Annotated in this window: 1 pseudogene; it reads right to left on the bottom strand. The window is 34.1% G+C overall.

Going from position 1 to position 264, the window contains the following annotated elements:
* A pseudogene (locus SB717_RS36725) lies at positions 1–264 on the bottom strand (amino acid permease); the annotation flags it as partial.

Genomic DNA, 264 nt, shown 5'->3' with positions numbered 1-264 from the left:
ATACCAACTAATTCTGTTCCTTGGAAAGAAAAATTAACTGCAATCATTGTAATTAAAATGGCTGATAATCCATTTGGAAACAATCCACCATAATCAGTAAAGCTAGAGAACATTGGCGCTGGTTCATTCCCTTTCATATCTAGAAACCCAAACATTGCTGCCCCGCCCAAAATAATAAATGCAATAATTGTAATTACTTTAATACTTGCAAACCAAAATTCCACTTCCGCAAAACTTCTTGAAGATAACGCATTAATAGCAAAG

Origin of the sequence: Priestia sp. SIMBA_032, assembly GCF_046535215.1 — a bacterium.
Taxonomy (GTDB): domain Bacteria; phylum Bacillota; class Bacilli; order Bacillales; family Bacillaceae_H; genus Priestia; species Priestia aryabhattai.
The sequence above is the reverse complement of the archived record's forward strand: the minus strand, read 5'-3'. Positions and strand labels throughout refer to the sequence as shown.